The 8,503-nt window shown below is 70.1% G+C and carries 6 protein-coding genes; 4 read left to right on the forward strand and 2 right to left on the reverse strand.

Annotated features, from left to right (window positions below; genetic code table 11):
* On the reverse strand, positions 1 to 948 hold a 948-nt coding region (locus ACWGI8_RS33600; RefSeq protein ID WP_453666762.1), incomplete at its 3' end, for a sugar phosphate nucleotidyltransferase.
* 117 nt (positions 949 to 1,065) lie between these two features.
* Positions 1,066 to 2,508, reverse strand: a complete 1,443-nt coding sequence (locus ACWGI8_RS33605) for a peptidoglycan recognition protein family protein (RefSeq protein WP_453666764.1) — start codon at positions 2,506 to 2,508, stop codon at positions 1,066 to 1,068.
* Between the two features lie 128 nt (positions 2,509 to 2,636).
* Here ACWGI8_RS33605 and ACWGI8_RS33610 point away from each other — a divergent pair, with 128 nt between their 5' ends.
* The 4 genes from ACWGI8_RS33610 (at position 2,637) to ACWGI8_RS33625 (ending at position 8,464) form a co-directional block, all read left to right on the forward strand.
* Complete coding sequence (locus tag ACWGI8_RS33610; RefSeq protein ID WP_453666766.1) at positions 2,637 to 3,392, forward strand: TIGR03089 family protein; 756 nt, start codon at positions 2,637 to 2,639, stop codon at positions 3,390 to 3,392.
* 173 nt (positions 3,393 to 3,565) lie between these two features.
* Positions 3,566 to 4,771 (forward strand): LCP family protein, encoded by a 1,206-nt coding sequence (locus ACWGI8_RS33615; RefSeq protein WP_453666768.1) that lies wholly within the window; start codon positions 3,566 to 3,568, stop codon positions 4,769 to 4,771.
* Positions 4,772 to 4,996: 225 nt separating this feature from the next.
* Positions 4,997 to 6,736 carry an LCP family protein gene (locus ACWGI8_RS33620; protein WP_453666769.1) on the forward strand — a complete coding sequence of 580 codons (1,740 nt, stop codon included), beginning with the start codon at positions 4,997 to 4,999 and terminating at the stop codon, positions 6,734 to 6,736.
* A gap of 48 nt (positions 6,737 to 6,784) precedes the next feature.
* Positions 6,785 to 8,464 (forward strand): LCP family protein, encoded by a 1,680-nt coding sequence (locus ACWGI8_RS33625; RefSeq protein ID WP_453666771.1) that lies wholly within the window; start codon positions 6,785 to 6,787, stop codon positions 8,462 to 8,464.
* Positions 8,465 to 8,503 lie beyond the last annotated feature (39 nt).

Below are 8,503 nucleotides of genomic sequence, written 5' to 3' on the forward strand. Positions count from 1 at the left end.
GTGGGCGCCCGCACCGACCAGGGAGTCGGTGACGACGGCTCCGGCCTCGACGGTCGCGCCGTCCAGGATCGTGCTGCCGGTGATGCGGGCGCCCTCACCGATGACCGCGCCGTCGCCGATCACCGTGCCGCCGGTGAGCTTGGCGTCCGGGGCGACCGTCGCGGTCGGCAGGATCAGGCGGTCGCCGCAGCGGCCGGGCACGGCCGGGGAGGGGGCGCGGCCCAGGACCAGGTCGGCGGAGCCGCGGACGAAGGCCTGGGGGGTGCCGAGGTCCAGCCAGTAGGTCGAGTCGACCATGCCCTGGAGGTGGGCCCCGGAGGCCAGCAAATCGGGGAAGGTCTCCCGTTCGACCGAGACCGGGCGGCCCGCCGGAATGCCGTCGATCACCGAGCGGCGGAAGACGTACGCCCCCGCGTTGATCTGGTCGGTGACGATCTCCTCCGGGGTCTGGGGCTTCTCCAGGAAGGCCGTGACCCGGCCCGTCCCGTCGGTGGGCACCAGGCCGAACGCCCGGGGGTCCGCCACCCGGGTCAGGTGCAGGGAGACATCCGCCCCGGACGCCGTGTGCGTCTCGACCAGGCCGCCGATGTCCAGGCCCGTCAGAATGTCACCGTTGAAGATCAGTACCGGATCCTCCGGCCCCGACCGCAGCCGTGACGCGACGTTCCGGATCGCCCCGCCCGTGCCGAGCGGCTCCTCCTCGGTGACGTATTCCAGGTGCAGGCCCATCGAGGAGCCGTCGCCGAAGTACGGCTCGAAGACCTCCGCGAGGTACGACGTCGCGAGCACGATGTGCTCGACGCCCGCGGCGCGTGCCCGCGCCAGCTGGTGCGTGAGGAACGGCACGCCTGCCGCGGGGACCATCGGCTTGGGCGTGTTCATGGTGAGCGGGCGCAACCGCGTGCCCTTGCCGCCGACCAGGAGGATCGCTTCTGGGGCCTGAGTCAATGCCTTCTCTGCTTCCTGCTGGGGCCGGGCAATTCGTGCGTATGACCGGCCAGTGTATTCAGCCTGTTCGTACGTACGTATGCGGCACGGGCCTGCACCGGCCCGTCCGCGGACCCGTCAGCGGCCCTGGAGTCTGGCCGAGACGGCGCGGGCCGTGCCGAGCTGGTCGTAGAGGCGGCCTCCCGGGCAGTCGGTTGCGAATCCGTCCCGGTGCCCCGAGATGACGTTGAGTCTGGCCTGGGTGCCCTTCGCGAACTTGTTGCCGCCCCCAGAGGTCAGATACGTCTTCGACTTCGGGTTCACCCCGTACAGACCGAGCTTCCAGGCGGTGAGCTTGGCGATCGCCTCCACCGCGGCCGGCGGCGGGGTGGTCGAACTGTACGTTCCGAGGACCGCGATGCCCATGCTGTTCGTGTTGAAACCGCGTGTGTGTGCGCCGAGCACTGCCTTGGCCACGCCTCCTGCCCGCCCTTCGTAGATGTTTCCGCACTTGTCGACGGCGAAGTTGTAGCCGATGTCCCGCCAGCCACTGCTCTCGACGTGGTAGCGGTAGATACTGCGCAGGACGGAGGGCGCCTGCTCGCAGGTGAACTCGTTGCCCGTCGCAGTGTGGTGGACGAAGGCCGCCTTGACCGTGTTGGTGTACACGAACTGCTTCTCGCGCAGCGTCTCGTCGGCGCCCCAGCCCTTGCGTGTGATGATGCCGGGCCGCGGGCCGATGTACGGCTTCGCAACGCCGTACAGCTTGGCCACCGCGTCCGTCTCCGCCTTGGTCAGGGCGGGGATCACATCGGCCCCGAGCGGCGCGAGATCCGCGTTGACCGCCGAGGCGGCCGCGGACTCGGCCGACAGGGCGGCGGCCTGCGCTTCGGCCTGCGCGTCGCCCGCAGGCAGCTCGTCCTCCGCCGCTCCCTCGCCCTCGCCCTCCCACCCCTCCGGCCAGGGGTTCACCGACGCCGCGGGCCGCGGCTCGGGCTCCTCGGACAATGGCGGCACCTCGGCTTCCGCGACCCGGCCCGGGTCGACGAGCTCGAGCCGCAGGCCGCGCGGGAGGGGCTGCGTGGCGCCGTACCGCGCCCCGGCCGCCGTCCCGGCGCTCGTCCCGGCCGTCGTCCCGGGCTGTACGCGGACCTCGACGCCGTCCGATTCGCCGACCCACAGGGGCGCGGTCGAGCCGCGTACATGTCCCGCGGCACGCTCCGGTGAGCCGGGGTCGGGGGCGTGCTCCTCGTCGTGGGTCTCCACGTGCTGCCACGCGGACCAGGTGCTGGAGCCCGTGGCGCGGGTGCGGACCTGGACCGTGCCGTGGAGTTCGGTCTCCACGTCGTCCCAGACGACCCCGAGGAGCGAGAACGGACGGACCTCGCGTCGCTCCAGCCCCTGGACGACGGCGCTGTCGGCCGCCCGCCGGTGGCCGGGTAGCGGCTCGAGCGGCAAGGACTGGGTGGAGCCCGGCAGATCCGGCACGGGCGGCGCGGCGGTGGCCGGCAGCGCGAGCGCGGGAAGGGCGAGGGCGGCTGTGCACGCGACGCCGATCGTGGATACATGGAAGGCACGCATGCCAATGATCATTGGGCGGGCGGAGCCATTCCGCCTTCCGGGAATCTGACGGCCCGTCGGCCCGACCGGGGGACGCCGTCACCGGTACGGCGGCGTCGGCGGCGCCTCGGCGGCGTACTCTTGCGCGGGTGAACGCCAGCGACCGCACCCCCGCCGACCTGCTGCGATCCGCCCTCGCCGAGGATCCGGCCCGCCCCCTGGTCACCTTCTACGACGATGCCACCGGTGAGCGCGTCGAATTGTCCGTCGCGACCTTCGCCAACTGGGTGGCCAAGACGGCGAATCTGCTCCAGGACGGGCTGTCCGCGGAGCCGGGCCACCGGCTGGCGCTGCTGCTGCCGGCCCACTGGCAGACCGCGGTGTGGCTGCTCGCCTGCCATTCGGTCGGGGTGGTCGCCGAGGTCGGCGGTGACCCCGCGGGCGCGGACCTCGTCGTCAGCGGCCCGGACACCCTGGAGGCGGCGCGGGCCTGTTCCGGGGAGCGGCTCGCCCTGGCGCTGCGGCCGCTGGGCGGCCGTTTCCCGCAGGTGCCCGAGGGCTTCGCCGACTACGCGGTCGAGGCGCCGAGCCAGGGTGACCGGTTCGCGCCTTATGTCCCGGTGGACCCGAGTGCGCCCGCCCTCACGGTCGCCGGCATGGAGCTGACGGGCGAGGGCCTTGTCGAGCGTGCCCGCGCGGACGCGGCGTCGCTTGGCCTGGGGGACACCGGGTCGCGGCTGCTGTCGGGGCGCCCGTACGACAACTGGGAGGGGCTGTCGGCCGGGCTGTACGCGCCGCTCGCCTCGGGCGGGTCGGTGGTGCTCTGCCGCAACCTCGGCCAACTCTCCCCGGAGGGACTGGAGAAGCGGACCGGGAGCGAGCGGGTCACGCACCGGGTGATGTGATCGCCCCGGGCGAGCAGCGCGGTACGACAAGCGCTCCGACGTCCACTCTTCCGGCTCACCGGCTGCCGAGCCCCCGGGCCTGATCGCCGGCTCCGGGACATCATCGGCGTACGAGCGGGCACCGAGCCCGACGAACCCGCAGAGCCCGACGAGCCGCGAGGATGGACGCAGACGTGACCGACAGCGCTGACACGCCCGCCGAACCGGACGACCCGGCGGAGGACGCCGCCGGGTCCCCGGACGCGGCGGGCGACGGCACCGTCGGCCGCAGGCGCCGCTGGCCGCGCTGGGCCGCGTTCGGCCTGTCGTTCCTCATCCTCGTCATCGCCGGTGTCAGCTGGTGGCTGTACCGGCTGCTCGACGGCAACATCGGGACGGACCTGACCGCCGCCGAGGAGCTGGAGCGGTACGAGAGGGAACGCCCGCTGCACACGGTGAGCGGGGTGCGGAACATTCTGCTCATCGGCTCGGACACCCGTGCGGGCTCCGCCAACCGCAGGTACGGCCACACCGAGGGCCAGCGCTCCGACACGACGATCCTGGTGCATCTCGCCGCCGACCGGCGCAGTGCGACCGCGGTCTCGGTCCCGCGCGACCTGATGGTCGACATCCCCAGCTGCCGCACCGCCGGGGGCACCCGCAGCCGGCCGCAGTTCGCCCAGTTCAACTCCGCCTTCGCGATCGGCGGCGCGGCCTGCTCGATCCGCACCGTCGAGCGGCTCACCGGCATCCGCGTCGACCACCACATGGTGATCGACTTCCATGGCTTCAAGGACATGGTGGACGCGGTGGACGGGGTGCAGGTCTGCCTCAACGAGCCGATCAACGACCCCGACGCCCATCTCAGGCTAAAAGCGGGCAAACAGACCCTCAATGGCGAACAGGCCCTCGGTTTCGTCCGCGCCCGCAAGTCCCTCGGCAACGGCAGCGACACCGAACGCATGGACCGGCAGCAGAGGTTTCTCGGCGCACTCTTCAACAAGGTGCAGAGCAATGGCGTCCTTCTGAACCCGGCCAAGCTCTACCCCGTGCTGGACGCGGCGACCAAGGCGATCACCGCCGACCCCGGCATGGACTCGCTGAAGGACCTGTACTACCTCGCCCGCTCACTGCGGGACGTACCGTCGGAGCGGGTGCAGTTCCTCACGGTGCCGCGCCGGGCGTACACGTACGACCCCAACCGCGACGAACTCGTCGAGCCGGCCGCGAGCAGGCTCTTCAAGCGGCTGCGCGAGGACGCTCCCGTGAGAGTGGTGCCGCAGGACACGACCCCGAGCGATGCCCCGGAAACGGAAAGCGACGGCGGCACCGGCTCCGAAAACCCCTCGGCGACGCCGACGTTCCCCGGCACGAACGCCGCTTCCGGCATGTGCGGGTAAAGCCATCGCCAAGGACTTGTCGGCAGTCCATGAAGATTGGGCGGATTGCCCAGTTGTAAGGTGCGTGGAATTTGTCACGGACGTCGCTCGGCGCTGAACTGGGCGGATAGTGTGACGCGACCCGGTACATCCGGCCGCCAGGTCGCAGACAACCGGATCGACGAACCAAGCGTCTCCCGGGGGGAGGGACGCCTCGCGTGGCACCGACGGAGGACTCAAGCAACCGTGGATGCGAAGAGCCGTGGGCAGGCGGACGAAATCGACCCCGCCGACCAGTGGGTGCTGAACCCGCAGACGGGCAATTACGAACTGCGACTGGACCGTTCCACACGGCAGTCGACCGCCTCCCGCTCCACCGGCGCCTCCCCCTCCAGAACGGCCGGCCGACGCGGCACCACCAGCACCGCGGCGCAGAAGACGGACGTCCCGGAACAGCGCACGCGCCGCTCTGCGCGCAGCGCGGGCGCGGCAGGCGGAGCGGGCGGCGGCAACACGCCCCCCACCGGTCCCGGCCGTCGTAAGCGCAAGCCGCCGAAGGCGCGCAAGAAGAAGGCGTTGCTGTGGACCGGCGGCGCCATGGCTGTCGTCCTCATCGCCGTCGCCGGCGGCGCCTATTACGTGTACGAGCGGCTCAACGGCAACCTCAACACGGTGGACGTCGGCGACGCGGGCGCCAAGGGCATCACCAAGGACGGGCCGGTCAACATCCTGCTCCTGGGCACCGACAAGCGCACCGGCGAGGGCAACCAGGGCTACGGCGACCGGGACAACAGCACCGGCCACGCCGACACGACGTTCCTCTTCCATGTCTCCGAAGACCGCACCAACGCGACCGCGCTGAGCATCCCCCGGGACCTGATCACCGACATCCCGGACTGCCCCACGAAGCAGCCGGACGGCTCGACCAAGATAATCAAGGGCTCCCAGGGCGTCCGCTTCAACCAGAGCTTCGGTGTGGCAGGACGCGACCCGGGCTGCACGATGCGCACGATCAAGCAGATGACCGGCGTCCCGGTCGACCACTTCATGATGGCCGACTTCAACGCGGTGAAGACGCTCTCCACCGCCGTCGGCGGCGTCGAGATCTGCCTGGCCAAGCCCATCAAGGACAAGTCCTCCAAGCTGGATCTGCCGGCCGGACCGTCGAAGGTCCAGGGTGAGGACGCGCTCGCGTTCGTCCGTAACCGGCACGGCCTGGGCAACGAGAGCGACCTGGACCGGATCAAGCAGCAGCAGCAGTTCATCGCCTCGATGATCCGGCAGATGAAGGAAGACACCCTCGGCAATCCCAAGAAGATGTTCGCGCTCGCGGACGCGGCGACCAAGGCGCTCACTGTCGACAGCGCGATCGGGGACATCCCGAAGCTGACCTCCCTCGCCGAGGAACTCGGCAAGATCGACATCAAGCACATCAGCTTCACGACCGTGCCGGTGGTCGACAACACGGACGGCGCGACCGTCATCCTGGACCAGGTCAAGGCTCCGCAGATCTTCAGTCTGCTGCAGAACGACGTGTCCTTGACCGAGGTGAAGAAGAAGGAGTCGGCCGCCAAGAGCAAGCAGGCCGCCCTGCTCAAGGGCCCGCGGGCCGCGGCCTCCGACGTACGTGTGGACGTCTACAACGGCAGCGACACCAACGGGGCCGCGCAGACGACCCTCAACTGGCTGCAGAACGAAAAGGGCGTGTTCAAGTCGTCGAACAAGAGCAACGCCCCTGAGAAGATCGCCAAGACGACCTTGGCGTACGCACCGAACCAGGCCGACCAGGCGCGCAAGCTCGCGGACCTGATGGGCCTGCCCGCCGCGGCACTCAAGCCCGGCACGAAGAACGCCGTGGGCACGGAGGCGATGGTCCTGACCCTCGGTGCCGACTTCAAGGGCGCAGGGGTGCCCATCACCGCTCCGACGAAGCCGCCGGCGGACGTGGACAAGGTAGAAGCCGACAAGCAGGTGTGCGCCAAATGACCCCGGACCACCGGGTCATGAGGCGCGCCTGAAGCGACAGGGGGCCAGGTGGGAAACAGCAGCGTGCGTGGGGAGGGGACGCGGGAACGCGTCCGGCACGCCGGTGAACGGGGCTGGGACGACAGCCTCTACGAGGAGGAGCACGGCACGGCGGGCGCCGGGGGCGGCAAGACCTCGGACGGCGAGCCGCCGGGTGGAGACCCCGGACCCGCACGCCGGAGTGGCACCCCACACCGGCACGGCAAACGCGGAAAACGCCGGATACTGCGCTGGGTCGCGTGCGTACTGTCGCTGCTGATACTCGGTACGGCCGCCGCCGGATACCTCTACTACCAGCACCTCAACAACAACATCCGCAAGGGTGCGCGCAGCGCCAGTGACAGCAAGGCGCAGAGGACCGCGCCCAACGCCGCCGGACAGACGCCGCTGAACGTCCTGCTGATCGGTTCCGACAGCCGTAACTCGGCGGCGAACCTGGCACTCGGCGGCTCCCGGGACAAGCAGGACGCCCCGCCCCTCGCCGACGTCCAGATGCTCCTGCATGTCTCGGCCGACCGGAAGAACGCCTCGGTCGTCTCGATCCCGCGCGACACCCGGGTCCAGATACCCGAGTGCGAGGACCCGAAGACCAAGGAGAAGTACAAGGCGACCAGGACGATGATCAACGAGAGCCTGGCGCGGGGCGGCCCGGGCTGCACCCTGTCCACCTGGGAGAACCTCACCGGGGTCTACATCGACCACTGGATGATGGTCGACTTCGCCGGTGTGGTCTCGATGGCCGACGCGGTCGGCGGGGCCGAAGTGTGCGTCGACTACAACGTGCACGACAAGCCCACGGCCATGGTGAAGGGCGGCTCCGGGCTCAAGCTGAAGGCGGGCAGGCAGAAGATCCAGGGCGAGACGGCCCTGCAGTGGCTGCGCACCCGGCACGCCTTCTACGACGACTTCGGCCGGTCCAAGGCGCAGCACATGTACATGAACTCGGTGATCCGCAATCTGAAGGCGCAGAACGCGTTCACCGACACCGGGCAGCTGATGGACCTCGCCGAGACCGCGACCAAGTCGCTTCAGGTCTCGGAGGAGATCGGCACGGTCAAGAAGCTGTTCGATCTGGGCATGCAGCTCAAGGACGTGCCGACGGACCGGATCACGATGCTCACCATGCCGCGCATTCCCGACCCGTACGACGAGAACCGGGTGCTGCCGGCGCCCGGCAAGGCCGACGATCTGTGGAGCATGCTCCGCGACGACACCCCGCTGGACGGCAAGGGCCCCACCTCCAAGCCGAAGCCCGCCGCGACCAGCAAGGACCCGGTGGCGCCCGCCGCCGAGACCGGTGTCACCGTGCAGAACGGCACCTACACGCCGGAGCTGGGCTCGGTGAAGGGGCGCGCGACCGAGATCAAGGAGATCCTCTCGGGGAAGGGGTACACGCGGGCGTCGGCGGACCCCACGAGCGACCCGCAGCCGAAGACGGTCGTCCGCTTCCCCAGCGCCGAGCTGGAGGGGGAGGCCCAGGCGGTCGCCAAGTCCCTGGGCATTCCGGTGAGTTACGTGAAGAAGTCCACCGATGTCTCGGGCGTGACCGTCATCGTGGGAGCCGACTGGCGGACCGGGGACACCTTCCCGAAGGCAGCCACGCCGACGGTGTCGAAGGATGACACCGAGGCGCTCAACGGGGCGGACAAGGGTGCCTGCATGGACGTCTACAAGCCCTACCGCTGGTAGCTGACGAAAACGCCGCGGCCGGTCGGTCCCCGTGGGGGC

The sequence above is a fragment of the Streptomyces sp. NPDC054841 genome, from assembly GCF_053611045.1.

Coding starts and splice junctions, on each gene's coding strand:
- ACWGI8_RS33605 (WP_453666764.1), bottom strand. CDS start 2,508: ATGCGTGCCTTCCATGTATCCACGATCGGCGTCGCGTGCACAGCCGCC.